This is a genomic window from Deltaproteobacteria bacterium (assembly GCA_012522415.1).
Classification (GTDB): Bacteria; Desulfobacterota; Syntrophia; order Syntrophales; family JAAYKM01; genus JAAYKM01.
Genome location: JAAYKM010000109.1, coordinates 1 through 26,956, shown reverse-complemented (window position 1 = coordinate 26,956; position 26,956 = coordinate 1). Strand labels below are relative to the sequence as shown.

Annotated in this window: 26 protein-coding genes and 1 CRISPR repeat array; of the genes, 21 read left to right on the top strand and 5 right to left on the bottom strand. The window is 52.2% G+C overall.

Going from position 1 to position 26,956, the window contains the following annotated elements; genetic code table 11:
* Nucleotide 1 precedes the first annotated feature (1 nt).
* Nucleotides 2-1,494: a CRISPR direct-repeat array (repeat unit 29 nt; unit sequence ATGTTCCCCACATGCGTGGGGATGAACCG).
* A 255-nt stretch (nt 1,495-1,749) separates the two neighbouring features.
* Together GX147_09085 and GX147_09080 are read left to right on the top strand one after the other, a co-directional pair.
* Nucleotides 1,750-2,376, top strand: a complete 627-nt coding sequence (locus GX147_09085; GenBank protein NLN60833.1) for a transcriptional regulator — start codon at nt 1,750-1,752, stop codon at nt 2,374-2,376.
* Nucleotides 2,373-3,290: a nucleotidyl transferase AbiEii/AbiGii toxin family protein gene (locus tag GX147_09080; protein NLN60832.1), complete on the top strand. Its 918-nt coding sequence runs from the start codon at nt 2,373-2,375 to the stop codon at nt 3,288-3,290. Before GX147_09085 ends, GX147_09080 begins: the two co-directional genes overlap by 4 nt.
* Nucleotides 3,291-3,307: 17 nt before the next feature.
* Here GX147_09080 and GX147_09075 read toward each other — a convergent pair whose 3' ends face one another.
* The 4 genes from GX147_09075 to selB form a co-directional block, all read right to left on the bottom strand.
* On the bottom strand, nt 3,308-3,448 hold the full coding sequence (locus GX147_09075; GenBank protein ID NLN60831.1) for a hypothetical protein: 141 nt from the start codon (nt 3,446-3,448) through the stop codon (nt 3,308-3,310).
* A gap of 142 nt (nt 3,449-3,590) precedes the next feature.
* The gene (locus tag GX147_09070; GenBank protein NLN60830.1) at nt 3,591-4,541 is read right to left on the bottom strand and encodes an HD domain-containing protein; all 951 of its coding nucleotides are present in this window, start codon (nt 4,539-4,541) and stop codon (nt 3,591-3,593) included.
* A complete protein-coding gene (gene fdhD / locus GX147_09065; protein ID NLN60829.1) occupies nt 4,538-5,353 on the bottom strand; it encodes a formate dehydrogenase accessory sulfurtransferase FdhD in 816 nt (271 codons plus the stop codon). The genes GX147_09070 and fdhD overlap by 4 nt, the downstream gene beginning before the upstream one ends.
* The gene (selB, locus tag GX147_09060) at nt 5,350-7,260 is read right to left on the bottom strand and encodes a selenocysteine-specific translation elongation factor (GenBank protein ID NLN60828.1); all 1,911 of its coding nucleotides are present in this window, start codon (nt 7,258-7,260) and stop codon (nt 5,350-5,352) included. Before selB ends, fdhD begins: the two co-directional genes overlap by 4 nt.
* A gap of 31 nt (nt 7,261-7,291) precedes the next feature.
* Here selB and GX147_09055 point away from each other — a divergent pair, with 31 nt between their 5' ends.
* On the top strand, nt 7,292-7,435 hold the full coding sequence (locus GX147_09055) for a hypothetical protein (GenBank protein NLN60827.1): 144 nt from the start codon (nt 7,292-7,294) through the stop codon (nt 7,433-7,435).
* 7 nt (nt 7,436-7,442) lie between these two features.
* Here GX147_09055 and GX147_09050 read toward each other — a convergent pair whose 3' ends face one another.
* A complete protein-coding gene (locus GX147_09050) occupies nt 7,443-7,802 on the bottom strand; it encodes a PilZ domain-containing protein (protein ID NLN60826.1) in 360 nt (119 codons plus the stop codon).
* Between the two features lie 340 nt (nt 7,803-8,142).
* Here GX147_09050 and ruvX point away from each other — a divergent pair, with 340 nt between their 5' ends.
* The 18 genes from ruvX to ftsZ all read left to right on the top strand — a co-directional run.
* Nucleotides 8,143-8,562, top strand: coding sequence for a Holliday junction resolvase RuvX (ruvX, locus tag GX147_09045; GenBank protein NLN60825.1), 420 nt, complete (start codon nt 8,143-8,145; stop codon nt 8,560-8,562).
* Nucleotides 8,563-8,581: 19 nt separating this feature from the next.
* Nucleotides 8,582-9,595, top strand: a complete 1,014-nt coding sequence (gene mltG, locus GX147_09040) for an endolytic transglycosylase MltG (GenBank protein NLN60824.1) — start codon at nt 8,582-8,584, stop codon at nt 9,593-9,595.
* Nucleotides 9,596-9,678: 83 nt separating this feature from the next.
* Nucleotides 9,679-10,125, top strand: coding sequence for a division/cell wall cluster transcriptional repressor MraZ (mraZ, locus tag GX147_09035; GenBank protein NLN60823.1), 447 nt, complete (start codon nt 9,679-9,681; stop codon nt 10,123-10,125).
* Nucleotides 10,101-11,075 carry a 16S rRNA (cytosine(1402)-N(4))-methyltransferase RsmH gene (gene rsmH / locus GX147_09030; GenBank protein NLN60822.1) on the top strand — a complete coding sequence of 325 codons (975 nt, stop codon included), beginning with the start codon at nt 10,101-10,103 and terminating at the stop codon, nt 11,073-11,075. Before mraZ ends, rsmH begins: the two co-directional genes overlap by 25 nt.
* A 1-nt stretch (nt 11,076) precedes the next feature.
* The gene (ftsL, locus tag GX147_09025) at nt 11,077-11,430 is read left to right on the top strand and encodes a cell division protein FtsL (GenBank protein NLN60821.1); all 354 of its coding nucleotides are present in this window, start codon (nt 11,077-11,079) and stop codon (nt 11,428-11,430) included.
* A complete protein-coding gene (locus GX147_09020) occupies nt 11,427-13,433 on the top strand; it encodes a penicillin-binding protein (GenBank protein ID NLN60820.1) in 2,007 nt (668 codons plus the stop codon). Before ftsL ends, GX147_09020 begins: the two co-directional genes overlap by 4 nt.
* 189 nt (nt 13,434-13,622) lie before the next feature.
* On the top strand, nt 13,623-15,179 hold the full coding sequence (locus GX147_09015) for a UDP-N-acetylmuramoyl-L-alanyl-D-glutamate--2,6-diaminopimelate ligase (protein NLN60819.1): 1,557 nt from the start codon (nt 13,623-13,625) through the stop codon (nt 15,177-15,179).
* Complete coding sequence (locus GX147_09010) at nt 15,152-16,102, top strand: UDP-N-acetylmuramoyl-tripeptide--D-alanyl-D-alanine ligase (GenBank protein ID NLN60818.1); 951 nt, start codon at nt 15,152-15,154, stop codon at nt 16,100-16,102. Before GX147_09015 ends, GX147_09010 begins: the two co-directional genes overlap by 28 nt.
* Nucleotides 16,103-16,138: 36 nt before the next feature.
* On the top strand, nt 16,139-16,603 hold the full coding sequence (locus GX147_09005) for a hypothetical protein (protein ID NLN60817.1): 465 nt from the start codon (nt 16,139-16,141) through the stop codon (nt 16,601-16,603).
* A 3-nt stretch (nt 16,604-16,606) separates the two neighbouring features.
* Nucleotides 16,607-17,686, top strand: coding sequence for a phospho-N-acetylmuramoyl-pentapeptide-transferase (locus GX147_09000; GenBank protein ID NLN60816.1), 1,080 nt, complete (start codon nt 16,607-16,609; stop codon nt 17,684-17,686).
* Between the two features lie 10 nt (nt 17,687-17,696).
* Nucleotides 17,697-19,043, top strand: coding sequence for a UDP-N-acetylmuramoyl-L-alanine--D-glutamate ligase (murD, locus tag GX147_08995; GenBank protein NLN60815.1), 1,347 nt, complete (start codon nt 17,697-17,699; stop codon nt 19,041-19,043).
* A gap of 1 nt (nt 19,044) precedes the next feature.
* Nucleotides 19,045-20,148: a putative lipid II flippase FtsW gene (gene ftsW / locus GX147_08990; GenBank protein ID NLN60814.1), complete on the top strand. Its 1,104-nt coding sequence runs from the start codon at nt 19,045-19,047 to the stop codon at nt 20,146-20,148.
* 12 nt (nt 20,149-20,160) lie between these two features.
* Nucleotides 20,161-21,252 (top strand): undecaprenyldiphospho-muramoylpentapeptide beta-N-acetylglucosaminyltransferase, encoded by a 1,092-nt coding sequence (gene murG, locus GX147_08985; GenBank protein NLN60813.1) that lies wholly within the window; start codon nt 20,161-20,163, stop codon nt 21,250-21,252.
* A 93-nt stretch (nt 21,253-21,345) separates the two neighbouring features.
* The gene (locus tag GX147_08980) at nt 21,346-22,734 is read left to right on the top strand and encodes a UDP-N-acetylmuramate--L-alanine ligase (GenBank protein ID NLN60812.1); all 1,389 of its coding nucleotides are present in this window, start codon (nt 21,346-21,348) and stop codon (nt 22,732-22,734) included.
* Complete coding sequence (gene murB, locus GX147_08975; GenBank protein ID NLN60811.1) at nt 22,731-23,663, top strand: UDP-N-acetylmuramate dehydrogenase; 933 nt, start codon at nt 22,731-22,733, stop codon at nt 23,661-23,663. The genes GX147_08980 and murB overlap by 4 nt, the downstream gene beginning before the upstream one ends.
* Before the next feature lie 6 nt (nt 23,664-23,669).
* Nucleotides 23,670-24,518, top strand: coding sequence for an FtsQ-type POTRA domain-containing protein (locus tag GX147_08970; GenBank protein NLN60810.1), 849 nt, complete (start codon nt 23,670-23,672; stop codon nt 24,516-24,518).
* Between the two features lie 64 nt (nt 24,519-24,582).
* Nucleotides 24,583-25,806: a cell division protein FtsA gene (gene ftsA, locus GX147_08965; protein ID NLN60809.1), complete on the top strand. Its 1,224-nt coding sequence runs from the start codon at nt 24,583-24,585 to the stop codon at nt 25,804-25,806.
* A gap of 11 nt (nt 25,807-25,817) precedes the next feature.
* The coding region (gene ftsZ, locus GX147_08960; protein ID NLN60808.1) for a cell division protein FtsZ at nt 25,818-26,956 on the top strand (1,139 nt) is incomplete at its 3' end.

The window sequence follows — 26,956 nt, the reverse complement described above, 5'->3', positions numbered from 1 at the left end:
TATGTTCCCCACATGCGTGGGGATGAACCGGCCGTAAAGACCCGCGGCGCCCGCGGCGACCAATGTTCCCCACATGCGTGGGGATGAACCGATCCTGATCAACTGGCCGAGACGCTTTTGATCATGTTCCCCACATGCGTGGGGATGAACCGGCGGCCTTGATCTCACTGAGATCGTCTTTGATATGTTCCCCACATGCGTGGGGATGAACCGGACCAGAAATTGTGTATGGTGTCCCTCCTAAAATGTTCCCCACATGCGTGGGGATGAACCGCCCTCGTCGAGGCAACGGCGGGACGCCATTATATGTTCCCCACATGCGTGGGGATGAACCGCAAAAAATCTCACCACATCGAGGACATTCCATATGTTCCCCACATGCGTGGGGATGAACCGAGATGATTAACGCCACCCCCGCCACTAGCGATATGTTCCCCACATGCGTGGGGATGAACCGTTAATACCCATTATTTAGTCCTCCATGCGTTCATGTTCCCCACATGCGTGGGGATGAACCGTCTGTATCCGAGAAGACTTTGGCCGACGCACAATGTTCCCCACATGCGTGGGGATGAACCGGCCGGGGCAGCCCCTTTTGATTTAGGTACGCCATGTTCCCCACATGCGTGGGGATGAACCGTAATAGAGGATGTCACCCATGGTGAATTGAGAATGTTCCCCACATGCGTGGGGATGAACCGAAATGGAGGCTGAAAAAATGTGGGAGAAAAAAATGTTCCCCACATGCGTGGGGATGAACCGGTGATTCCGACGGAGATTCGGAAGGTGATTCCATGTTCCCCACATGCGTGGGGATGAACCAAATACGATGGCAAATTATATCCTTTCTGGCGATGTTCCCCACATGCGTGGGGATGAACCGACCCAGATCGTCCGGGCCATCAGCACCTACGTATGTTCCCCACATGCGTGGGGATGAACCGACGTGCAGGCCGTTGACCACGTCGCAGGGTATATGTTCCCCACATGCGTGGGGATGAACCGGTAGCAACGAAATCTCTTTCCATTAGGAACACATGTTCCCCACATGCGTGGGGATGAACCGGCAAAAGACGCAGTTTTGTCACGTCGTGAAAGATGTTCCCCACATGCGTGGGGATGAACCGAATACAGCAAACTCATAGCGAAATATGGGCAAATGTTCCCCACATGCGTGGGGATGAACCGCCTACTCGGATATACTCGGATCATCGTAATATATGTTCCCCACATGCGTGGGGATGAACCGCCACCGGCGTTTTCGCCGGGATTGGCAAACGGCATGTTCCCCACATGCGTGGGGATGAACCGGAATGCAATGTTGCAGATTTGGACGAGGTCCCATGTTCCCCACATGCGTGGGGATGAACCGTACTTTCAATGATTGACATTTTTATGAAATATATGTTCCCCACATGCGTGGGGATGAACCGACAACCACGCTGGTCTTTTATCCTGCCGAGGCATGTTCCCCACATGCGTGGGGATGAACCGCAACCCCCCTGTTTTGCCGTCGAGGTTTTGCCGTCGAGGCTTTGCCGGTTTTCTGTCTTCTGATGTAATGTATGATCTGATAATACAGGAATCTCTTCTTGGCTACCATGTGAAAGCAAGGTATGTCGTCTGGTGGCATCGGGCGACATCCGGAATGTTTTCTTAATTTTCGCTCCTTTCTGCTTCCGCTTGACATAACTCATTCGCCTGGATAGAATTACAGACAAATAAAAACTAATGCAGGTAATATTATCCATGTCGCTAATCAGTAAAAAGCAGGGCACAGAGGCAATAAAACGGGCCAGAGCTGTGCTCCACTCGCCAACAGGTATCTTTCGCACCGGAGAGGCAATCAAGTCGGGAATCCATCCCCGGACTATCTATGCCATGCGTGATCAGGGAATTATCGAGCGAATGGGACGTGGGATCTACCGCTTTGCCGATATGCCTTCTCTGGGTAACCCGGATCTTGCTACCGTTGCCCTGAAAGTCCCCAAAGGTATTATTTGTCTTATTTCCGCTCTCTCCTATCACGAGCTGACCACCGAAATTCCCCATGAAATTTATCTAGCTCTGCCGCGGGGCGCCGAACCTCCAAGGCTCGATTTTCCGCCGCTCCGTATTTTCTGGTTCAGTGGTCCCGCTTTTACGGAAGGAATTGAGCAGCACGACGCAAACGGCATCCCGGTGAAAGTTTACAATCCGGAGAAAACCCTGGCCGACTGTTTTAAATACCGCAATAAGATCGGGCTCGACGTTGTCCTGGAGGCCCTGAAATTCTATCGGCAGAGGAAACGCTTCCGGTCGGACTGTCTCATGCAATATGCCCGGATATGTCGTGTCGAGAAGGTCATGCGTCCCTATCTGGAGGCAACGCTATGACGAGCTCCTCTCTGCGGAATATTGCGGCTTCTGTTCATCAGCGTATTCTCAACAAGTCGAGAGAATCTGCACGCCCCTTCAACGATCTGTTACAATACTATGCGATCGAACGTTTTCTGTACAGGCTCTCCCGGTCTTCTTATGCCGGGAAATTCATTCTCAAAGGCGCATTGATGCTCATGGTGTGGGAAGTGCGTGCGTTTCGATCCACGATGGACATCGACATGCTGGGAAAGATGGAAAACAGGACGGATGCCATCATGGCCATGGCCCGTGATGTATGTCTTCAGGAAGTGGAACCGGACGGGGTTGTATTCGACCCGAGCAGCATCCGTGGACAGATGATCACAGAAGACGCCGATTACGAAGGGGTCCGCATCAATTTCCGGGGTTCTTTGGATACCGCCCGGATAACGATTCAGCTTGATGTCGGTTTTGGCGATATTGTAATTCCACCACCCGAGTTGATGGCGTATCCGACGATTCTCGATCTGCCGGCGCCGCAAATACGTGGCTACAGTAAGGAAAGCACGATTGCCGAGAAGTTAGAAGCGATGGTCAGGCGGGGCATCATGAACAGCCGTATGAAAGATTTTTGGGATATCCGGTTGCTTTCCAGACAGTTTGATTTCGATGGCCAGACCCTGGCAAGGGCGATTAAAGAAACATTCACTGCCCGCCACACAGTTATCCCATCTGATCCTGTGGCATTTACCGAATCGTTCATCCTGGATGAGGCAAAACAGTCTCAATGGGAGGCGTTCCTACGCAAGAACCGGATGACTGGTGTACAAGATACTTTCGAAGAAGCGGTTAATGGCATTTCCCTCTTTTTGAAGCCTGTTCTGGATGGTCTTGTAAACAGCAAGCCTGTCCCTGTAACATGGATCGCACCCGGCCCATGGCACAGGTAATTATTTAATAGCTATCCTTATTTCGTTTCCATTTCCTGTATTTTTATCCAGTCTTTCACTTCCGCAAGCAGGTTTTTGCGAAATGCTTCCGGCTTCAGGATCGTGATATGCGGTATCCAGGATTTCAGAATGTCGCGGATGGACTCGAAGTGACCCACACGGGAAACAGCCTCCAGCGATCCGTCCGGCCGGTAGTGTAAACGAATGTTCGCAATTTGATTTATTTTAGAGGCCAGCGATATTTCCTAAAATGGTGTTTGCTAAAACACTACCGAAAGGAGACAGAGCGATAGCCAGGGGTTATGTTCCCCCCTTGTAAATATAGCGTTCGAACAGGCGATGAAACGGTGTCCAATCGGAATCGGTGTTTTCGTTGCTGTCAATATATTCCTGCAAGGCGTTGGCCTTGGCGTCCATATCGTCAATCTGGTGGACAAGCATGGCCTCCACGGTTTTCGGCCGTTTCGGCGAGCCGAATTCCAGCATGCCGTGATGGCTGAGAATCAGATGCCGTAATTCCATGGCCAGATTGGATGGAAAATCGGGGATCGTCGCGATTTTCGCGTTCAGCATCTCCAGACCGATCGCGATATGCCCGATGAGGCGGCCTTCATCGCTGTAATCGATGTTCCCCTGGTAGGTAAACTCCCTTATTTTTCCAATATCATGGAGGATGCCCCCCACGATCAGGAGATCCCGATTGCTTTTGGGATAATGATCCGCCACCAGGGCCAGAAGGCGTGTCACCGACAGGGTGTGTTCAAGAAGCCCCCCGATGTTGACATGATGAAACCCCTTGGCGGCCGGAGCCCGGCGGAAAGGCCCGGCAATCTCGCTATCGGAGAAAAACGCGTCCAGGAGAGCCTTCAGGTGCGGCGACACGACCTGATCGGCAAACGCCATCAATTCATTGTACATGCCGTCGATGTCGCCCTTGACGGTCGGTAAAAAGTCCTCCCAGGTCATTTCTTCGGGAGTGGCCACCCGCACATCGATGATCGATAACTGGATCATGCTCTTGTAGCTCACTGCACGGGCCCGGGTAAAAATAATATCCCCCTTCCTGAAAACCTTGTCCAGTTGCTGCGCGTTGTCCCAAATCCGACCATCCATCTGCCCCGTCTTGTCCTTGAGGCGTAAACTGAGATATGGAGACCCTTTCATGGAAAAAGCCAGGTTTTTCTCCTCCACGAGAAATAAATCCTCGACCCGATCTCCCGCCTTGATCCCGTTAATAAAAATATTCTTCATAGGCCCAAGATAACCCTGTCCTTGTGTGTATAAATGTTCATTTTTCCCCCCCTGACGTAAGCGACAAGGGTTATCCCCACCTCTTCGAGAATCCGGATCGCTTCCGTTGTCGGGGCGGATCGGCTGACAAGAATGGGGATCCCCAAATGTCGGATCTTGTTCACCATCTCCGAGGAAATTCTGCCCGTGGTCATCAGAATCTTGTCCGAACAGTCCATGTCATGGAGCAGGGCGTATCCACCGATCATGTCTATGGTATTGTGACGGCCGATGTCTTCCCGACAGATCAGAATACCGTTTCGATCCACCAGGGCGGAACAGTGAGTCCCATGACTGGCATTGTGTAAAACAGAACGCCCCACCAGCTCTTCCATCCAGTGCAGGATTTTTTTTGGATCCAGGCGCATGGACAGAGAACCCAAATATTCCTCCTCCCGCTTGTTTTCGCTGCCGATGCCGCGGGCACCACTCGAAAAAAGGGTGCCGCAGTCCCGTCCCATCCCGGTTTTGACCCGCCGGTGGTCCACCGTCAAGACTTCAACCGTGGCCTCATCCTCCCGCACCGTCAAGCTTTCAATGTCCAGAAAAGACCTGAGGAACCCTTCCGAGCGCAGAAACCCCACAGCCAGTTCATCGAGATGGTTGCCCACGCAGGCGACGGTCATCACCTGATCCCGGTTGTAAATGATCCGCAAGGCAACTTCCCTGGCCAAAGGCACTTCGGTTGTCTCAAAGCGAATCCCGTCAAAGCGGGTCACGGGAAAAATTCTCAGCGCCTTCGAAAGGTTGTCCTGTACCATGTTAGCTATCATTTTTCCCTTAAAATACGGACATCCCCCGAACGAATGGTAAGCTTGCTCATATCAAAATACTCCATAAGGGGAATGACGAATTTTCGCGATAAACCCGTCAGGTCCCTGAAACCGGCGGGACTCGCCTGTCCCTGGGCTAGCAGAAGCTTTTTATATGCGTCTCGAAGCGAGGAAATCACTTCTTTGCTAAAATAAAGATCCTCCGACACCCGAATGAGGCTCCCTTCTTTGAACAGGACCGACAGGACATCGCCAACCCTGGCCCTTTCGCCGGGATACCTCTCCAGGACCTCCCGCGCCGTCGGCGGTGTGAGCCCCGCCTTTTGATAAAGCGTCTCGATTTCCCGTCGCATCGCCTCAAGACCGATTCCCAGATCCACACGATGTGACGCAAGCCTGATATTCTCCCTCTCTACAATGATCTTTCCCTGTTTCTCCAGATCCTTGATTGCCATGGCGAATATTTTCTGGTTTCCTCCGAGCCCCAGATTCATGCGCAATGCTTCCCGGGGCAATCCTTCCCGCAGAGGATTTTTGAGATGGTATTGTGCGAGTTCCGCCAGAAAACGGTTTAAGAGTACGTCATATGGAATGCGGGAAACAACCCGCGTTTCTTCCTTGTCCAGCAAAACCGCATCCCGGCTTGAAAACATGCTCTCCAGAATCCTCCGTAACAGATTGCGCGTCATGCCCGTGCGGACAACCAGTTCGTGAAGCGTAATCCCTCTCAGACCGGCACGGCCGATGATCACCCCTGCCCTCGCCGTTTCTTCCCCATCCATCAGTGTGATGAATTCGTCCACCACGTCCTGCTTGAAACGCTTGTGCTTCGGCGGGTGGGGATCAATGACCAGACCGCCGCCAATCGTCGTCACCGGCGAATAGCTGCGAATGACAAACCGATCCCCCGCCATGACAATGACCGGTTCGTCGAGGACCAGGCAGGCGAATATTTTCTCCCCGGGTGCCACCTCTTCCCGATCCAGCGGAATGAGACGGGCCATGACCTCACTGGTCCCGTAATGGAAACGAACCTGGGCACGATTCTTCAGCTTCCGCTCACACTCGGGCAGATACTCTAACTGAACATCCAGGTTCCGTGTCGGGATCAGTGTACCCGGTCGCACCACCATGTCTCCCCGGCTGATGGACTCCTTTTCAAGCCCCTGAAAGTTGATGGCCGTTCTCTGACCGGCCTCGGCCCGCGTAACCAAATGCTTGTGTACCTGGATACCACGTATTTTTGAGGACACCCCGGAGTGCAATATCTCAACGATTTCTCCGAGATCAATCGTCCCGGACATGAGGGTACCGGTGATCACCGTGCCGAAACCCTTCATCGAAAAAACGCGATCAACGGGAAGGCGGAAAATACCGGGATCGGCCTCTTCCTCGACTTCCCGGGAGAGGGTGGTCAATGCCTGGAGAAGTTCATTCAAGCCCTCCCCTTTCAATGCGGAAACGGCAAGCATGGGAGCCCCTTCGAGAAACGATCCTTTCAGGAAACCCGCGATATCCTCCCTGACCAATTCCAGCCAGTCCGCCTCAACCATGTCGGTTTTGGAAACAACGACCAGTCCCTTCCTGATGCCCAGAAAAGAACAAATCTGGAGATGTTCTCTGGTCTGGGGCATAACCCCTTCGTCAGCGGCAATGACCATCATGACAAGATCAATTCCTGACGCACCGGACACCATGTTCTTGATGAAACGCTCATGGCCGGGGACATCGACAATTCCCAATTGCGGACCGCTGGGAAGGGAAAGGGCGGCAAAGCCCAGTTCGATCGTGATCCCTCGTTTTTTTTCCTCTTTCAGACGATCCGTATCAACGCCGGTCAGGGCCTTGATGAGCGCTGTCTTTCCGTGATCAACGTGTCCGGCTGTTCCCAGGATAATGTGCTTCATGAATGGTTGCCCGTAAAAGATGTTGTGCTGCGTGGCCACGATAACAGAATTGCTTTTCAGCCACAATGAAAAGGTGGCGGCCCACCGGCGGGTCAAAAAAACCAATCAAAACGGGGATGATATGAACAGAAAGAATCAGGATCTACAAAAAATTCTCCTGCGCAAGCCCGGTTAAAGAAACATCAACGAATATCGGAAGGCATACCCTGATGCAATGCGTCCAACCGGACCCGAAATTCATAATTCTCGTCAAAGCGAAGAGCGATACCATCCGCCTCGGATCTCACGATGTGACCCGTGGTTGACAGAACCAGCGAACCATCCGGGTCGGCGGCGGTTTTCAATTCTTCAAAGGATAGGACGATATCGACCCTGACCGCACTGCCTTCCGGAAGCGAGCCCATGAATTTGACCAGCGCACCGCCAGCCGATAGATTGCGGGTTTCAAGGTTGAAGATGGCGTGGTCGTTGTTCTGCCCGGCTACTTCGATCCTCGCGGGTACTTGGATTTCAAATCGTTCAAACAGTCGTTTTTCCCTCATGGAGCACCTATCACCGGAACAAACCTCAGACATCATTCAATGCGGAATCATTTCCTGTTCGTATCATCCAGGAGGAACTCTGTCTTGAACCCTTATCATACGAGGCTCCAATATTTCACCAAAATTTTTCATCGGTTTCCAGGAATTCGTTTTCACAAAACATGTTTAGAAATCCCGTACCTCCCATTTGGCCACAGCCTGCCGAATATTCAATTCAATTGGAGCCTGGGGTGAAGGCGCGGAACATCCACCTGATGCAACATGTTTTCGTGTTTCTCATGGAAAGATATGGAGATATCTGTTAAGAATGCCCTCCAAATAAAACAGGCAGGTCAAACGTTTGCGCATTATCGGTCTTGATTTCGGTGAAAAAAGAATCGGCGTTGCCGTAAGCGATGAGCTCGGTCTTACCGCCCAAGGTCTTACCACAATCATTCGTAAAAACAATAAGCAGGTCATGGAGGAACTGAAACAGGTCATCCATCGCTGTCAGGCCGAACGGATTGTCATCGGCTATCCCCTGCGGTTGGATGGATCCGAGGGAATCCAATGTGCAAAGGTCAACCGCTTCAGCGAATACATTGAAGTAGCTTTCGGCCTTCCCGTCATCAAGTGGGATGAAACCCTGTCTTCACAAGCTGCGGAAGAGGTCCTCCGCGAAGCGGATGTACACTGGAAAAAACGTCGTCTCCTCGTGGACAAGATCGCCGCGACCTTGATTCTGCAAAGTTATCTCGATCGCCCGTCCAAACCCCATTAGCCTCTCAGCCCCCTTGTTTATGCAATTCACCATCTCAAGAAAATTAGTTTTCGCAGGCATATTTTGCATCATTTTTTTCGGATTTATACTCGCATTCCTCATCGATGTCACACAACCCCCAAAGGGACGGACAAAACCTGTTCTAGTCGAAATTCATCGAGGAGAACGTTTTTGCGAAATTGTGAATATGCTTCACCGGGAAAGACTGATTCGTACGAAAGCATCTTTTTATCTGCTCTCCATTCTCAGGGGGGTTACCCATCAAATCAAGGCGGGGGAATACGAGTTTCCCCTGAATATTTCCACGGTTTCGGTTCTGGACAAGTTGGTCAGGGGGGATATCAAGCGCTATCGCTTCGTCATACCGGAAGACCAGACCGCCCATGACATTGCCGATCGTCTTGCCGCGCTTGGCCTGATCGACCGGGAAGAGTTCATTGCCCTGTTCGAAGACAAAAATTTTCTTGTTTCCCTGGATATAGAGGGCGATACGGCCGAAGGTTTTTTATACCCGGAAACGTACTACTTTGACCGTTCCATGGGAACCAGAAAAATCATGGTTCGCATGATAACCGAATTTTGGAAGCACGTTACACCGGCCATGCAAAAGCGCGCGCAAATCATGGGTTTTTCCCTTCAGGAATGGGTAACCCTGGCCTCCATGATCGGCAGGGAAACCGGCCATAAAGAAGAAAAAATCCTGATTTCCGCCGTGTTCCACAATCGTTTGAAAAAAGGAATGAAGCTCCAAAGCGACCCCACCGCAGTGTATAACCTGAAAGGTTTCAGCGGCCCCATCAAGCGTCGACACCTCAACACGTCATCACCTCACAACACGTACCAAATTCACGGCCTGCCTCCCGGGCCCATCGCCAACCCCGGATTGGATTCCCTGCAAGCGGCTCTCTATCCGGCGGCCAACAATTTTCTTTACTTTGTATCCAGGAACAACGGCACCCATTTTTTTTCGACCGATTATGCCTCCCACAACAAAGCAGTAAAAAAATACCAAGTTAACGGAAAAAAAGAATAATTTTCTGCTTGACAAACCCCCCATTACCTCTCTATATTCGGAGCCAAGTGGAGAGAAGTGGCTCATTGTGGAGGGAATTGGAGATGGCCTTGTTCAGGGGTCAGTACAATCACACCATTGATGACAAGGGGAGAATCATTCTACCGGCCAAGTATCGTGAGATCTTTGCCGAGAAATATGACAACCAGCTCGTCATCACCAACTGGGACGGATACCTCATCGTCTTTCCCTTCAAGGAATGGAACGTCATCGAAGAGAAGATGGCCCAACAGTCTATTCTGAAAAAAGAAGTCCGCGCTTTCAACAGGTTTTTTATGTCCGCCGCCGTTCACTGCGTCCTGGACAGCCAGGGACGGGTTTTAATCCCGCAAAATCTGAGAGAATACGCCCACCTCGATAAAGATGTTGTTCTTGCCGGCATGCTGAAAAGCATTGAAATATGGGATAAGGAACGCTTCGACACAGAGATGAACGATACGGGAAGTAATCTCGAATCCTACGAAAAATGTATGGTGGACCTGGGGATTTAAGGAAGAATGGCGAATGGCGCTCCTATCACAAGCCCGTTCTGCTCGAGGAAGTAATCGTCAGCCTCCGTTGTCAACCCGGCGGTATCTTCGTCGACGGGACCATCGGTGGAGGGGGACACGCCAGACGCATCCTGGAGGCCACAAGCCCTGACGGCCTTCTCATTGGTTTGGATAGAGATGATGACGCGTTACAGGAATCGGGAAAACGGCTTGCTTCTTTCGGTGCCCGTAAAATTCTCCGGAAGGCAAATTTTTGCCGAATGGCGGAAATCCTTTGTGAAGAAGGAATCGAAAAAGTGGACGGTATCCTCCTGGACCTTGGCGTATCTTCCCATCAACTGGACACCCCGGAGCGGGGCTTCAGTTTTTCATCTGACGCCCCCCTGGATATGAGGATGGACAAAGACCAGACAATCAGCGCTTACGAATTTATTAACCATGCCTCGGAGGCCGAATTGCAGCAGGTAATCTGGGAATGCGGAGAGGAAACGATGGCCAGAAGAATCGCTCGTGCCATCGTACGGGCCAGAAGAACCAGTCCGGTCATGACGACCGCGTCTTTGAGCGATATTGTAGTCCGGGCCATCCCACCGGGCCAACGGAACCGGAGAATCCACCCGGCGACAAAAACATTTCAGGCCATACGCATCCATGTCAACGATGAACTGAACAACCTGAGACAGGCCATCTCCTCTGGAGTGGACAAATTGAAAGACGGGGGACGTTTTTCCATCTTCTCCTTTCAATCACTGGAAGACAGAATCGTGAAAAACGCCTTTCGTCTCTGGTCAAAGAGTTGTGTTTGCCCTCCAGACATCCCGGTTTGTATCTGTGGACACCAGGCCAGATTAAGGATTCTGACTGCAAAACCCATAACCCCCGCAACGAGGGAAATTAACATGAATCCCCGGGCCAGAAGCGCCCGCCTGAGAACCGCCGAGAGGATCTAGCATGGCAAAAGATATGGTCATCGCATCGCGGGACGCCCTGAAAGAAGATAGGGAATCAGGGTGCGTTCTGACCAGATTCGGCTATTCCCCCTTCATTTTCATTGCCATGGTCATCATGGCTGTCGCTGTTTTGTACGTATGGTCACATAACCTGATGACAACTCTCGAATACCAAGTCGCAACAGAAATCAATAAAAAAGATGCGCTTATGGAAGAGCAGAAAAAGTTACTGGTTGAACTGGCAACGCTGAAATCCCCCAAAAGAATCACCTCCCTGGCCATAGAGAAATTACAGATGACCTACCCGGAACGGGAACAGGTTTTCTTTATTGAAGATCCGGGGCAGACGAAATGAATGCCGAATCCATCAAGTGGCTTAAATTCAGACTTTGCACGGTTTTGTTCCTTTTTTTGATTCTTTTTATCGCCCTCATCTCCCGGGCGTTCCAGTTACAAATCCTAAATGGGAACAAACTGAAATTGATGGCACAACGCCAGCACACGAAGACGCTCGAAATGCTCCCCGAAAGAGGCATCATCTTTGATCGGAATGGAGAAAAACTGGCGGCAAGCGTACTCATGGATTCCATATGTGCCGATCCATCCAAAATCAAAAAACCGCAAGCCTTTGCCGAACAGATGGCCAAATTACTCGATGTGGACAAGGCTGCTCTTTTGAAAAGGGTGAGAGGAAATAAAAACTTTTGCTGGATTGCCCGGCGCGTCCGTCCTGAACAGGCCAAAGCAGTAGAGTCCCTCAAGAACGACGCCCTTTTTATCGTCAAGGAGCCCCAACGTCTCTACCCCAATGGTGAACTGGCGGGCCAAATTCTTGGCTTTGTCGGCACGGAATCAACGGGCCTGGAAGGACTTGAGGTAAGATATGACCGGTATTTGAAAGGTACGCCACAGAAACTGGTCCGGGGCAGGGACGCCAAAGGCAAATGGCTTTATCCCCGCATCGAAACCGCTGGCGTCACCGAGGATACGGCTTACAATCTGGTTCTAACCCTTGATAGCCGCATTCAATATCTGGTGGAAAGCCAGTTGAAAGCAGCGGTTCGCGAAAAGGGCGCCAAGGGAGGCTTTGCCATTGCCATGAACCCCCGTACAGGCGAAATCCTGGCGCTGGCCAACCAACCCACATTTGATCCGAATTCTTACAGCAAAGCGCTACCGGGGCATGCCAAAAACAGAGCCATCACGGATGTCTTTGATCCCGGATCCACGTTTAAACCATTCCTGATCGCCGCTGCGCTGGAAGAAAAAGTAATCAGTGAAAAGGACCGTGTATTTTGCGAGAATGGGTATTATCAGGTCGCCAACCGGGTCTTCCATGAAGCCCAGCGAAAACGTCACGCTTCTCTGAACGTTCGTGAAGTTGTCAAATATTCCAGTAATATCGGTTGTATCAAGGTATCCGAACAGTTGGGGAAAGAAAAATTCTATCAGTACATCAGGGATTTTGGTTTCGGTTCCAAAACCGGTATAGATCTTACAGGAGAAGTCTCCGGCCTTCTCCGGCCGGTCTCCAACTGGACACGTGTCGACACATCGGCAATCTCTTTCGGGCAGGGCATTTCCGTTACGGCTCTCCAACTGGTAACGGCTCTGTCGGCCATCGCTAATAACGGAGTCCTGATGAAACCCTACATTGTCCGGGCCCTGGTGGACAAGAGGGGCCGCGTAGTCGAGGAGTATTCACCAACAATAGTCCGAAACGTCATATCACCCGGCACGGCCCGAATCATGACCTCGATTCTCACGGATGTTGTACAGGATGAGGACGGTACAGGCAAAAACGCCCGGATCAAGCACCTGAGTGTTGCCGGCAAGACAGGCACCTCACAGAAATTTGATTTCAGCCGTGGCGTCTATTCATCGGAAAGGGTGCGCACCACCTTCATGGGTTTTTTCCCTGCGAAGAATCCGCAGATTGCCATTTTGGTGAGTCTTGACGAACCGCAACGGGACAAATGGGGCGGTGTCGCCGCCGCACCGGTTTTTAGAAATATAGGCGAACAGATGCTCACCTGTTTTCAATCATACATCAAGGACCCCTCTCTGTTCGCACCCGATGAAGACACTTCGCCGAAATCGTCGAAAGTGAAACTTGTTTCGGCAACCCGGGTCATTCCGGAAACCATCGAACGGGCAGAACTTATTGATATAGAAGATGAATCAATCATTCCAAATTTCCAGGGCATGAGCGTGAGAGAGGTCTTGAAGAAAGCCCGGGAAAGAGGTATTGAGTTGAAAATCAACGGATCAGGTTGGGCCGTTTCACAGGTGCCGCAGGCCGGTGTCCCCATCCGCTCGCACCCGTACTGCCTGGTTTCATTCAAAACAGAACGGTAACGGGAAGCACCCGGGCCCCTCGTCCGGAAGCGATCGTTCCCCTGAGGAACCGAGATTTTATCTCGGATTCGATCCCGGAACGACCGATTCCCGAGGAACCATTTCCCGAGGAACCATTGTGTATCCACGGAATGAAAGACGGGCAACAAACATTGATACACCATGGCAAAATGCCTTTGAGGAAAGGGAATGGATATCTCGGAAGTCGTCAAGGATCTGCAATTCATCCACACCACGGGAACACTTTCCGGTGAGGTGTCATCCGTCTGCTATCATTCCAGATGCTGTGAGGAAAACAGCCTTTTTGTCGCGATTACCGGTCTCAACACAGATGGACACGATTTCATCGAGGATGCGATTCACCGGGGGGCCCACTGGATTCTTCATGAAAAGCCCTTTAATTCTCCCAACCACATCAACACCCTGCAAGTTCCAGACAGCCGGCGGGCCCTGGGTATCGCAGGGCGAAATTTTTACGCCCGGCCCTCATCGAATCTCTGTCTGATCGGGGTCACCGGAACAAACGGCAAAACAACGGTGACGTATCTGCTGGAATCGATCATCAAGGCAGCCGGATTTGTTCCCGGGGTTCTCGGGACGGTGAATTACCGGTTCCGCGGCAAAACGCAGCCAGCACCCAACACCACTCCGGAATCATTGGAGTTCCATAAAATACTGCGTGCAATGGCCGACGCGGGAGTAACCCATTGCGTCGCTGAAATTTCCTCCCATGCCCTTGATCTCGGACGTGTGGACGATTGCGACTTCGACATCGGAATTTTCACAAATCTCTCCCGGGATCATCTCGACTATCATCTGACAATGGAACGCTATTACGAGGCCAAGAGACGTTTTTTTACGGAACTGCTCCCGAAAAGTCTTAAAACCCTCCCTTTCAGGGCTATCATCAACAGTGATGACCCCTGGGGGAAGAGGCTTCTGGAGGACCTTTCATTACGCAGCCTCTCTTTCGGAGACAGGGAAAACCATGATGTCGGCGTCACCGATTCGCGGTTCACCCTGGAAGGGACCCGGGCCGTTATTCATATCAACGGAAATCCCTTGCAGATCAATTCAGACCTGATCGGACACTTCAACCTCTACAATATCCTGGCGGCCGCCGCGGCGGCAGCGGCCGTCCATATCCCCACACCGGCAATCGAACAGGGTATCGCGGAAATGAAAGGGGTTCCGGGGCGCATGGAAAGAGTAAGCCGCCCGGGCGAACCAAGCGTCTTTGTTGATTACGCCCATACGGATGACGCTTTAAGAAAAGCCATCGAAAATCTCTCCGGATTCGGCAGCAATCGCATCATAACTGTTTTCGGATGCGGGGGTGATCGGGACCGGGAAAAGAGGGCTCTCATGGGCTCTGTTGCCGCGACGCTGAGCGATGTCATGGTGGTCACTTCCGACAATCCCCGATCGGAACCGCCGCAGACCATCATTGACCAAATTGAGGCGGGTATTCGGCTTCACAACATCCGGCAGGTTGGCTCTGGGGAGTTACACAATGATACGGGAGAAAAAATTTACTGCACGATTCCGGATCGGCGACAGGCCATCGAAGCGGCGATTATGTCGGCGAATCCAGAGGACATTGTTCTGATCGCGGGGAAAGGCCACGAAGATTATCAGATTATCGGCAGAGAAAGGTATTTCTTTGACGACCGGATTGTAGCCCGGGAATGCCTTCGGAAGCGAAGGGGGGAGCAGACATGCCCCCGTTTCCTTCACCATTGCTGAGGATCAGGGATATCGTCCATTTCACCAACGGGACCCTGATTCAGGGGCGGCCGGAACGGACCGTACTCGGCATCTCTACCGACAGCCGAGTCCTCGCTGCGGGTAACCTGTTTATTCCACTGGCGGGGCCTCGTTTCAATGGGCATGACTTCCTCACCAAAGCCGTCAGCCTCGGGGCGGAGGCCTTGATGACCGAAAGGCATCGCCGACATGCGGTGCCGGCCTTGCCGGGCGATATCCCCTGGATTGAGGTATCCGATACCCTGAAGGCGCTGGGAGATATCGCCCATGGATGGAGGAAACGAATGAATTGCCGGGTGGTAGCCGTTACGGGCTCGGCCGGAAAAACCACGACCAAGGAGATGATCGCTGCCATCGGTTCATTGAACGGTAAAATCCTCAAAACGGAGGGGAACCTTAACAACCTGATCGGCCTTCCCTTGACCCTGCTCGGGCTCCGTGAAGAAACCGAACTGGCCATCGTTGAGCTCGGAACAAGCGGCCCGGGTGAAATAGCGCGCCTGGCCGGTTTGGCTGAACCGGACATCGGTGTCATCACCAATATCGGCCCGGCACATCTCGAAGGACTCGGCTCGGTTGTCTCCGTGCGGGAGGAAAAGGGCAAACTCTTCAGCGTGATGAATCATCGCGGCGTCGCCATCCTGAACCTGGACGATCCGGAGATCGGCGTTCTCCGGGATCGCTGGCGGGGTGAACAAATGACCTTTTCCATGTCCGTTCCCGACGATATCACTACGGAAAACCTAAGGCAGGTTGAAAACTGGAAAAACGCCATCAGGATCAATATTCAAGAGGTGAAAAATGGTGTCGTTCTCTCCGTACCGGGACGCCATAATGTACAGAATGCTCTGGCGGCAGCGGCAGCGGCCAGCGCCGCCGGTTGCGCCCCCTCTCTAATCTGAAGGGGGCTGAATGGTTTCCGCCCCATTGCCGGAAGAATGGAAATCGAACCCCTGGCCAACGGCGCGCATCTCATTCATGACGCCTACAACGCCAACCCATTGTCCGTTGATGAGGCCTTGAAAACCCTGACAGAACTCTCCAGAACAGGCAGACGCATCGTCGTTTTCGGGGATATGCTTGAACTGGGCAATCAGGCAGTGGCCTATCACAAGGAAATCGGTCATCGAATCGGTGAATTGGGAATTTATGCCCTTTTTCTCAAGGGCGCTTATTCCCGGGTCACGGCGGAGGCCGCCGAAGCGTCAGGCCTGGACAAGAATCATATTTTCTTCTTTGATGGCAATGCGAAAGCAATCCCGGCTCTCCGCGAAACAGTCTCCCGGGGAGACTGGATCCTCCTTAAAGGATCACGAAAAATGAACCTCGAGGAACTCATTCCGGAAATCCGGTTATTCGGGAAACCGGGGAACCTCTCAAATGAAAATTCCAAGGGAGTATAGCTCATGCTTTACCATCTCCTTTATCCGCTGCATACAACGTTCTCATCCTTTAATGTCTTTCGCTACATCACCTTCCGCACAATTTATGCGGCAATCACGGCGCTGGTGATCTGCTTCATCGTCGGCCCCTGGTTAATCGGCAAACTCCAGAGTCTCGATGTGGGACAGTCCATCCGGGAAGATGGCCCCCAAACGCATCATTCCAAGAAGGGTACGCCAACCATGGGGGGCATTCTGATCATCTTCGCTGTCGTGGTCTCCACCCTCCTTTGGTCGAATCTGACCAATATGTATGTCTGGCTGATTATTCTTGTTCTCGTCGGATATGGAATCATCGGTTTCTTTGACGATTACCGGAAAATAACCAACCAAAGCAGCCGGGGTATTTCAGGAAAATTTCGGCTTCTCTCCGAAATCACGATCGCATTTTTCGTCAGTTTGGTGATTTACGTTCGCCCTGAATTCAGTCATGCCGTAACCATTCCGTTTTTTAAGACCGCTCTCCCCGATATCGGTATTTTTTATATCTTCCTGACAACCTTTATCATCGTTGGAACAGCCAACGCCGTGAACCTCACGGACGGCCTGGACGGTCTGGCTATCGGCCCGGCCATTACCTGTTTCATGACATACCTCCTGTTCGCCTACTTCGCCGGAAACATCAAGATCGCCCATTATTTGCAGATTCCCTATACCTCCGGAGCAGGCGAGTTGACCATTTTCTGCGGGGCCATTGTCGGTGCCGGAATTGGCTTTCTCTGGTACAACACTTACCCTGCCCAAGTGTTCATGGGCGATGTCGGCTCCCTTTCCCTGGGCGGGACGCTGGGAACCCTCGCCATTCTCACCAAACAGGAAATTCTGCTGGCCATCGTGGGCGGGATTTTTGTCCTGGAAACCTTCTCGGTCATCTTTCAGGTCAGCTGGTTCAAAATCAGCGGAGGCAAACGTATTTTCCGGATGGCCCCCATTCATCATCATTTTGAATTGAAGGGCTGGCCCGAGCCCAAGATTATCGTTCGCTTCTGGATTATCTCGGTTTTGCTGGCCCTGGTAGCCATGAGCACACTAAAGCTGCGTTAGGGGAACGAACATGGCCTTAACGGCGAAGAACATTTTAATTATCGGCCTGGGGAAAACCGGCATCGCCACAGCCCGTTTCCTTGCAAAACAAAAGGCTCGGATTGTTGCCACCGATCAAAATACGGGAGCGGAGATCGACGCCGCCCTGAATGAAATAAGGAATGAAGACATCCCCGTTCGCGCCACCGCTTACGATCATCATGCCCTCGACCACATCGATATGGTCATTCCCTCTCCCGGTGTTCCCCCATATGATCCGCTGCTCGTGGAAGCCCTTCGACAGGGCATCCCCATTCACAGCGAACTGGAGATCGCCAGCCGCTTTCTGAAGCCGCCCATGGTGGCCATCACGGGAACAAACGGGAAAACCACAACCACCACCCTCGTCGGGCAAATTCTGAAAGACGCGGGTAAGAGGGTTTTTGTCGGAGGAAACATCGGCATACCCCTCATTCAATATTGTGACAGCCACCAAAAAGAGGATTTTGTCATCGTAGAGGTAAGCAGTTTCCAGCTTCAATGGGTCTCGACGTTTCGCGCCCGTTGTGCCGTTCTGTTGAATGCCGCCCCTGACCACCTGAACTACCATGGCTCTCTCGCCTCTTACCGGGAGACCAAGGAACGGATTTTTCTGAACCAGGACGAAAAGGATCTGGCGATTCTGAACGCCGACGAAGAGCATTTCCTAAATCTTTCGAAACGCCTCCCGGCAAAAACCCTCTTTTTCAGTTCAACCCGGAAGGTGGAGCGGGGTTTGTCCGTTCAGAACGAAGGGCTTGTTCTCTCCGGCTTCGGCGCACATGACGAAATTTACCCGCGGGAAATGATCAAACTGCCGGGACTGCATAATGCCGAAAACGTCATGGCGGCCGTTATGGCCAGTCGCATGTGCGGTTGCCTTCCGGAGCAGATTGTCGGAACCATCTCCAACTTCCGGGGCCTTCCTCACCGTATCGAGTTTGTCGGGGAAAAACGGGACGTAGCCTATTACGATGACTCCAAAGGGACCAATGCCGCCGCCGTGGCCCGTGCCCTGGAAACATTCCAGCGGCCCGTCGTCCTGCTTGTCGGAGGAAGAGACAAGGATGGAAATTTTGAAATTCTGCAATCACTGATCAGAAAGCATGTCAAAACGCTCATTCTTTTTGGAGAAGCACGCAATACCATTAAGGAAAAAATTGGAGGCCTCGTGGAAACCGGCACTTCCCCTTCATTGGAAGGGGCCGTGGAGGAAGCGAGACGGCGCGCGCAGGCAGGCGACGTGGTCCTTCTCTCCCCAGGCTGTGCCAGCTTCGATGAATTTGCTGATTACAGGGAACGGGGGGAATTTTTTCAAACGTTGGTAAGAAAGCTGTAACATGGAATCCTTATCCGTATCACAAAACAAACAGGACATCCTGCTGATGCTCGCGACCCTTGCATTGGTAACAGTCGGAACGGCGATGATCTACAGTTCCAGCGCCATCATGGCCACAGAACGATTTCATGACGCCCAATACTTTCTGAAAAGGCAAATCGTTTTCGTCGTCCTGGGGCTGGTGCTCATGTACCTCCTGGCCCGTTTCCCTTACCAAAAACTGAAAATCGCGGCCTATCCGGCCCTGGTCGTTTCCTTTGTCATGCTGCTGGCGTTGTTTGTTCCCTCCGTGGGGAAAAAAGTGGGAGGGGCCGTCCGCTGGCTCAACCTTGGCTTCATTGCCTTTCAGGTCGCCGAATGGGTGAAGGTATCCCTTGTGTTGTTTCTGGCCCTTTTCCTAACCCGAAAAAGGCAATACATTAAAGAAATTACCCGTGGCATTCTGGCCCCTCTGGTCGTGGCGGCCTGCCTCATGGGACTCATCATTCTCCAGCCCGATTTCGGCACAACGGCCATCATCGCCGTTACGGTTATGTTCATGCTCTATCTCGCCGGAGCCAGAATCGTTCACCTGCTGGGACTGGTCGGCATTTTCACCCCTTTTCTTATCTGGGCGCTCTGTCAGGGTTATCGATGGAAACGGGTGACAGCCTTTATGGATCCGTGGCAAGACCCCCACGGTACGGGTTTTCAGATCATACAGTCCATGATCGCCTTTGGTTCCGGCGGACCTGTCGGCGTCGGCATCGGCGACGGGATGCAAAAACTCTTTTATCTCCCGGAACCGCACACGGACTTTATTCTTTCCGTTATTGCCGAAGAAAGCGGATTCCTGGGTGTATCCGTTGTCATTCTGCTTTACACGGTGCTGATCGTCCGGGGCTTCCTCATCTCATTCAGGGCTCCCGATCTTTTCGGCATGTTACTGGCGGCGGGACTGACCATTCTGATTTTTATGCAGGTCTTCATTAACATCGCAGGCGTCATGGGGCTGATTCCTCTCAAGGGATTAACCCTTCCCTTTTTAAGCTACGGAGGAACCTCTCTGATGATGAGCCTTGCTATCATTGGAATATTACTGAACATCTCATCACAGGAAGCGTGAGGTGCACCGGTCATGAATATCATCATCGCCGGCGGCGGCACTGGGGGTCATCTCTTTCCCGGGATCGCGATTGCCGAGGAAATTATGGCCCGTGACGGGAACAACCGTGTCCTTTTTGTCGGAACGGAACGCGGAATTGAGAAGCGTGTTCTTCCCGGTCTCGGTTATGATCTGGCCACGATAGACGTGGCGGGAATCAAGGGGACGGGTCTGTCAAACACGTTGAAGGTCATGAGTAAGCTGCCCAGGAGTTTCGTGCAGTCCCTCGGCATTATCCGGTCTTTCAAGCCGGATCTTGTATTGGGTGTCGGCGGCTATGCCTCGGGTCCCTCTGTCCTCACGGCCCATCTTCTGGGCTTGAAAACCGCCATTGCGGAACAGAATGCTTACCCGGGCATCACAAATCGGATCCTGTCTCGTTGCGTCGACCGGATCTTTCTGACCTTTCCTGACGGGGAGGGCAGATTTCCCAAAAAGAAAAGTCTGCACACGGGGAATCCAATCCGGGCGGCGTTCACCTCAGCAACCATCAATGCGACAAGAGATGACCGAAAATTCAACCTCCTTGTTTTCGGAGGCAGTCAGGGAGCCCAAGCCATCAACCAGGCTGTCCTGGCCTCGCTGGACAAGCTGGAACCGATCAGGGAAACCCTTCGTATCATCCACCAAACCGGTGTCCATGAGGTGGAAGCGGTCACCAAAATATACAAGGAAAGAGGGTACGATGCGGACATCCACCCGTTCATCATGGACATGCCCAAGGTTTACGGACAGGCAAATTTACTTGTCTGCAGGGCGGGGGCAACCTCGATCGCTGAAATGACAGCCAGCGGCCGGGCGGCGATTCTGATTCCTTATCCCTATGCCACCAACGATCATCAGACAAAGAACGCCGAGGTTCTTGTCCAGGCGGGAGCGGCGGTCCTTTTACCAGAAACGCGTCTGAGCGGGGAGACTCTTGGGGAAACCATACTTTCTCTTTACCGCAATCCGGACTCGATCAGCCGAATGGAAGTACGTGCGAACCAGTTAGCCAAGCGGAATGCCGCGGCGGAAATCGTCGATGTTTGTGTTTCTCTGGTCGATAAGAAGAAAGGTTCATGATATGAGAATAAAGGTCGATGGGAAGGCCTATTCCCTCGATCGGAAAGAATAACAGGTACGTGTTTTATGAAAAAACATGACCCCATCCATGGCATGCAGCGCAAGATCAAATGCATCCATTTTGTGGGGATCGGTGGAATCGGCATGAGTGGAATTGCCGAAGTTCTGCTCAACCTCAAATACACCATAACCGGTTCCGATCTCAGCAGCACCGACACGACCCGGCGTTTAAGCGCCCTGGGCGCTCGCATTTACCAGGGTCATCGGGAAAACCATATCGGCGACGCCGACGTGGTGGTTACCTCCACTGCCGTCCGATCAAGCAATCCCGAAGTACAGGAAGCCTGCCGACGCGGTATTCCCGTCATTCCCCGCGCCGAAATGCTGGCGGAGCTCCTGAAAATGAAGTTTTCCGTCGCCATTTCAGGCAGCCACGGCAAGACCACAACCACATCCATGGTCTCGACGATTCTTGCCCACGGGGGACTCGATCCCACCATGGTCATCGGAGGGAAACTTGGCAGTATCGGCAGCAACGCCAAGTTGGGCGACGGCGCCATTATCGTGGCGGAAGCGGACGAAAGCGACGGCTCCTTCCTGAAATTGGCTCCGAACTTGGCGGTAATCACCAATATCGATCGGGAACACCTGGATCATTATCGTGATATCGAGAAAATCAAGGAGGCTTTTACCCGGTTTGCCAACAGCGTTCCCTTTTACGGGGTCACCATATTATGTGCCGACGACAGGAGGATCCGTGAAATTCTGCCGCAAATCAAGCGCAAGGTTCTCACCTATGGTCTGAGTGGATCTGCCGAATATCAGGCCATGAACATCCGCCCGGAAAACCTGGGCAACCGCTTCGACGTCATAGAGAGAGGCACCCGACTGGGGGAAGTCGTACTCAACGTCCCGGGCCGATTTAATATCGCCAATGCCCTGGCCGCCATCGCCGTGACTCGTGAATTGGACCTTCCCTTCGATACAATCCGTGAGGGGGTTGGGCTGTTCACCGGGGCACAACGGAGACTGGAAGTAAAAGCGGTCGTGGGTGACGTGACCATCATCGACGACTACGGCCACCACCCGACGGAAATCCGTGAAACCTTGACGGCCGCAAAAGAAGCCTGGCCAAACCGTTTGATCGTCATTTTTCAGCCGCATCGATTCAGCAGAACCCAGGCCCTCTTTCCGGAATTCATGAAATGTTTTGTGAAAGCGGATCTCCTGATTCTGATGGATATTTATCCGGCCGGTGAAGAGCCGATTGCCGGTGTTTCTTCAGGAAAGCTCCAGGAAAGCCTCATCGCAGGAGGTCAGGATAATGTCATGTACATTCGGACCTTCGACCGGATCGTTGATCACCTGCTGTCCATTGTCCAGCCAATGGATACGATTTTGACCCTGGGAGCAGGCAATATATGGAAAATCGGGGAAGCATTGGCCGAACGCCTGCAAAGTTTGGGAGACCTCAGATCATGACGACGACGGTTACACTAAAACAGGCAAATCCCACCCGGGAAGCCCGCTTCGCCGGTGCAGGCCATTTCGATTTAATGGCTGCGGATATCACCTCAATGGGTGTCGGCGGACGGGTTGACATGACCCTGTATCCCGGATCCCTGGAGGATTTGTCGGCAATGATTCGACTTCTCAACGTTCAGGACATCCCCCACACCATTGTCGGGAACCGAACGAACCTCATCATCACGGCAAAGGGCTACCGGGGCGCCCTGATCTGTACCAAGCGGTTGGATCACCTGGAAATACTTCGGATAACGGGAACGTCAATCCAGATTCGGGGGGAAGCCGGTGTGCTTTTGTCCGACCTGGTTGCCCTCTCAGCTCGGGAAAACTGGACGGGTTTCGAGTTTTGCGCCGGTATCCCCGGAAGCATCGGCGGGGCTGTCCGCATGAATGCGGGTGCATTCGGTCACAGTATTTCCGAGGTCGTTCAGGCCGTCCCCCTCATGGATAAACAAGGCGATTTGACTTCCATGGAGCGGGATAAACTTCACTTCGACTACCGAAATTTTCACCTGCCTGAAGAAATGATGATTGTGGAGACAAGACTTCAACTCCAGTGTGATCCGAAAAAACAGGTCGCGGAAAAAGTGAATAAAATCATTGAGGACAGAAAAGCGAAACACCCGCAGCAACACAAAAACGCCGGTTCCATTTTCAAAAATCCTGACGGTATACCAGCCGGACAGATCATCGAATCGGCAGGTCTGAAAGGTCTAACCATTGGCGATGCCATGGTATCGGAGAAGCATGCCAATTTTATCATTAACCGCGGTCATGCGACGGCAGATGATATCCTGACTCTGATCCGTCATGTACAACAACAGGTCCATGAAAAAATGAACGTGTCTCTGGAATTGGAAGTCAAGCTTCTGGGCGAGGATTAACGGACGATGAAAAAGATATCCCAATCGACTTTCCGAATCAGAAGAAATCGGTTGCAGCGCTATGGCACCCATTTCTTCAGGGATATTGCAACTTGCGCATTTCTCGTCCTGGCAACCCTTTTGCTTACTTCGACGCTGATTTACCTTTACAGCTATATTTTGAGTGACCCTTATTTTCGCATCCGGGAAACGGTTGTCCGGGGATGCAGGGAAGTAACGGAACGGGACGTTTTGACTCTTGCGGCGCTTCATCCCAACCAGAATCTTTTTTCAATCAACTTGGGGAAGACGGCCCGACGCATTGAAAACAATCCGTGGATCAAGGAAGCACACATCGGCCGGGAATTTCCTGATCGACTCATCATGGAGGTACGTGAACGTGTCCCCCTGGCGCTTGTGGAAAAGGAGCAAACTTTGCAGATTGTTGACCGGGAAGGCGTTATTTTCAAGGGGCTTGACCTTGGCGACGGACTTGACCTCCCCGTATTGACGGGATGCTATAAAAGCGGTGTTTTACAGGAAAATCTCTTAAAAAAATCACTTGAACTCCTGACGTATTTGTCCGATACAAAAGATGCGCCGGTTTCATACCAAAATCTCTCGGAAATCCATGCGGACGAGCTTTTCGGTCTTTCCATAATCACCGATACAGGGCTCCGCCTGATTTTGGGTGCCGATGATTTTGTCAATAAACTGGCTGCCTTACCGCCTGTACTCAAGGGTCTGGGAAAAGAGAATATCGACATGGCCCTGCTCCACATCGATCTGCGGGATCCCGCCAAGATCACGGTTCAGATCAAGGTCAAGAATGTTCCGGCGCCGCCTCCCATGAAGGAAACAGAGTATCGGACCTAAACGGTGATTGCGGGAATCGTGTCTAAGCGGGCAAAAAGTGATGCAAGGGAAAGGTAACATAAAAATGGCAAAAAAAAATAATCTCATAGCCGGCCTGGATATCGGAACCACGAAAACATCGTTGTTGGTCTGTGAAGTGACGGAAAGCGGTGTCGATATTATCGGTATCGGCACAACGCCATCTGACGGGCTTCGGAAGGGCGTCGTAGTAAACATTGAAAACACGGTGGCCTCCATCAAGGCATCGTTAGAAGAAGCGGAACATATGTCCGGCTGTGCCATTCGTTCCATCTTTGTCGGCGTATCGGGTGGACACATTCGGGGCCAGAACAGTCTGGGGGTTGTAGGAATCAAAGGTGGCGAGGTGGGCCGGGAAGATGTGCAACGCGCCGTGGAGGCGGCCAAGGCGGTAAGCATTCCGACGGATCGGGAAATCCTCCATGTCCTGCCCCAAAGTTTCATGGTCGATGATCAAGACGGAATCAAAGACCCGATGGGCATGACCGGGGTTCGGCTAGAATCGAAAGTCCACATTGTAACGGGCAGCGTAACATCCATTCAGAACATCATCAAGTCGGTGAACCGGGTCGGGCTCGAAATCAACAAAATCGTTCTGGAACACATCGCTGCCGGCGAGGCCGTATTGAGCCAGGACGAAAAGGATCTGGGTGTCGTTCTTCTGGACATCGGCGGAGGCACCACGAACATCGTTGTTTATTATGAGGGAACCGTCCGCACAACCGCCGTCGTGCCTGTGGGAGGGAACTATATTACCAGCGATATTTCGACGGGTCTGCGTACCCCTTTGGCGGAGGCGGAACGAATCAAGATCCAGCACGGCTGCACATACGCCCCCCTGATCCCCCGAGAAGAAACCATTGAAGTACCCAGTGTCGGCGGACGTGAACCGCGGGAAGTCTCGCGACAGATTTTGGGGAGAATCATCGAGGCACGCATGGAAGAGATCCTTAATCTGGCCTACAGGGAAATCAGCAAATCGGGCTATGAAGACCTGCTTGCCGCCGGTGCGGTCCTCACAGGGGGCACGGCAATGACATCGGGCATCATTGAACTGGGAGAACAGACCCTGAATATGCCCGTAAGGCGGGGCTTTCCCCTGAAGCTTGGCGGGCTGAGTGACAAGATCAACCATCCCATGCATGCAACCGGTGTTGGGCTCGTTCTTTTCGGCAGCAAGAACGACTCCAAAAAGATGAGAAGTGGTACGGGGAATGTCTTGACGAGAACATGCAAGCGATTGAAAAACTGGTGTCTAGAATTCTTTTAAGGGAGGAAATTATGTTTGAACTAACGGATGAAGGGAATGAACTCTGTTCGGCAAAGATCAAGGTCATTGGTATTGGCGGAGGCGGCAGTAATGCGATCAATACGATGATTTCTTATAATCTGCAGGGTGTGGAGTTCATTACTGCCAACACGGATGCCCAATCCCTGAAGATGTCGGCCTCACTCGTCAAAATCCAATTGGGGACTGAAGTGACAAAGGGACTGGGGGCCGGTTCCAATCCGGAAATCGGCAAAAAGGCCGCCGAAGAATCCCGTGAACAAATCCGTTGTTATCTGGAAGGAGCGGACATGGTTTTTATTACCGCCGGAGAAGGCGGAGGGACGGGTACCGGGGGCGCCCCGATCGTCGCGGAAATCGCCAAGGAAATCGGCGCGTTGACCGTTGCAATCGTGACTAAACCCTTTCCCTTTGAAGGAAAGAGGCGCATCTTCCAGGCAGAAGAAGGTATCCTTGCCCTGCGTAAGATCGTCGATACCCTGATCGTGGTACCCAACCAGAGGCTGCTCAGCCTAGGCGGACGCAACCTGTCCTTTCCGGAAGCGTTCAAAAAAGTGGATGATATTCTCTACAATGCCGTCAAAGGCATCTCAGACCTGATCACGATTCCGGGTCTGATCAATCTCGATTTCGCCGATGTGAAAACGATCATGTCGGAAATGGGGCTGGCCCTGATGGGAACGGGAAGCGCCTCCGGGGAAAATCGTGCTGTCGAAGCCGCCCAGAAAGCTATCTCCTCTCCTCTCCTGGAAGACAACAGCATTCAGGGTGCCCGGGGTGTTCTTCTGAATATTACGGGAGGACCGGACATGACTTTGTACGAAATCAATGAAGCTTCCTCCCTGATTCAATCGGAAGCCCACGAAGATGCCAACATCATTTTCGGTACCGTCGTGGATCAAACCATGACGGAAGAAATCCGGGTTACGGTCATTGCGACGGGATTCGACGACAACACCCACGGGGGAAAAACCCTCTCAGAGGTTATCTCCAAAGGGAGACACAGGAAAGAAAATTTAAATATCCCGGCCTTCATACGTAACGATAAATCGCTTGAAACCATGGAAAGCGTGAAGATCGGCATGATCGACGACAACGGCGAAACCGACTTCGAGCTCCCGGCTTTTTTAAG

Excerpts from the sequence above, each read along its gene's own strand:
- selB (NLN60828.1), bottom strand. The coding sequence starts at position 7,260 with ATGAAGCACATTATCCTGGGAACAGCCGGACACGTTGATCACGGAAAG.
- ftsW (NLN60814.1), top strand. The coding sequence starts at position 19,045 with ATGGAATCCTTATCCGTATCACAAAACAAACAGGACATCCTGCTGATG.
- GX147_08970 (NLN60810.1), top strand. The coding sequence starts at position 23,670 with ATGAAAAAGATATCCCAATCGACTTTCCGAATCAGAAGAAATCGGTTG.
- fdhD (NLN60829.1), bottom strand. The coding sequence starts at position 5,353 with ATGATAGCTAACATGGTACAGGACAACCTTTCGAAGGCGCTGAGAATT.
- GX147_09020 (NLN60820.1), top strand. The coding sequence starts at position 11,427 with ATGAATGCCGAATCCATCAAGTGGCTTAAATTCAGACTTTGCACGGTT.
- murG (NLN60813.1), top strand. The coding sequence starts at position 20,161 with ATGAATATCATCATCGCCGGCGGCGGCACTGGGGGTCATCTCTTTCCC.
- GX147_09000 (NLN60816.1), top strand. The coding sequence starts at position 16,607 with ATGCTTTACCATCTCCTTTATCCGCTGCATACAACGTTCTCATCCTTT.
- rsmH (NLN60822.1), top strand. The coding sequence starts at position 10,101 with ATGTATGGTGGACCTGGGGATTTAAGGAAGAATGGCGAATGGCGCTCC.
- GX147_09005 (NLN60817.1), top strand. The coding sequence starts at position 16,139 with ATGGAAATCGAACCCCTGGCCAACGGCGCGCATCTCATTCATGACGCC.
- GX147_09080 (NLN60832.1), top strand. The coding sequence starts at position 2,373 with ATGACGAGCTCCTCTCTGCGGAATATTGCGGCTTCTGTTCATCAGCGT.
- GX147_09085 (NLN60833.1), top strand. The coding sequence starts at position 1,750 with ATGTCGCTAATCAGTAAAAAGCAGGGCACAGAGGCAATAAAACGGGCC.
- murB (NLN60811.1), top strand. The coding sequence starts at position 22,731 with ATGACGACGACGGTTACACTAAAACAGGCAAATCCCACCCGGGAAGCC.
- murD (NLN60815.1), top strand. The coding sequence starts at position 17,697 with ATGGCCTTAACGGCGAAGAACATTTTAATTATCGGCCTGGGGAAAACC.
- ftsA (NLN60809.1), top strand. The coding sequence starts at position 24,583 with ATGGCAAAAAAAAATAATCTCATAGCCGGCCTGGATATCGGAACCACG.
- GX147_09015 (NLN60819.1), top strand. The coding sequence starts at position 13,623 with ATGGATATCTCGGAAGTCGTCAAGGATCTGCAATTCATCCACACCACG.
- GX147_09010 (NLN60818.1), top strand. The coding sequence starts at position 15,152 with ATGCCCCCGTTTCCTTCACCATTGCTGAGGATCAGGGATATCGTCCAT.
- GX147_09070 (NLN60830.1), bottom strand. The coding sequence starts at position 4,541 with ATGAAGAATATTTTTATTAACGGGATCAAGGCGGGAGATCGGGTCGAG.
- GX147_08980 (NLN60812.1), top strand. The coding sequence starts at position 21,346 with ATGCAGCGCAAGATCAAATGCATCCATTTTGTGGGGATCGGTGGAATC.
- GX147_09050 (NLN60826.1), bottom strand. The coding sequence starts at position 7,802 with ATGAGGGAAAAACGACTGTTTGAACGATTTGAAATCCAAGTACCCGCG.
- ftsL (NLN60821.1), top strand. The coding sequence starts at position 11,077 with ATGGCAAAAGATATGGTCATCGCATCGCGGGACGCCCTGAAAGAAGAT.
- mraZ (NLN60823.1), top strand. The coding sequence starts at position 9,679 with ATGGCCTTGTTCAGGGGTCAGTACAATCACACCATTGATGACAAGGGG.
- mltG (NLN60824.1), top strand. The coding sequence starts at position 8,582 with ATGCAATTCACCATCTCAAGAAAATTAGTTTTCGCAGGCATATTTTGC.